1 protein-coding gene is annotated in these 237 nt (G+C 45.1%); it reads left to right on the top strand.

Annotation, left to right across the window (positions count from 1 at the left end):
• A partial coding sequence (locus SB660_RS23720; protein WP_410585051.1) for a S41 family peptidase occupies nucleotides 1-237 on the top strand: 237 nt, incomplete at both ends.

Raw genomic sequence — 237 nt, 5'->3', positions numbered from 1 at the left:
CAGTTAATGTCTTAATTGATAAAGGCAGTTCCTCCGCTTCTGAAATACTTGCAGGTTCTATGAAAGAAGCCGGAAAATATGAAGTTGTCGGTGATGTCTCCTTGGGCAAAGGCACTGTGCAGCAGGCGGTTCCAATGGGTGACGGCAGTGACATAAAATTAACGTTGTATAAATGGCTCACGCCAAAAGGGAACTGGATTCACAAAAAAGGTGTCGTACCGGCCATTGCGATTCATC

It is taken from the genome of Bacillus sp. SIMBA_005 (genome assembly GCF_046535585.1).
GTDB classification, from domain to species: Bacteria; Bacillota; Bacilli; order Bacillales; family Bacillaceae; genus Bacillus; species Bacillus pumilus.
Note: the sequence above shows the minus strand (reverse complement) of the source record. Positions and strands in the feature narration are given on the sequence as shown.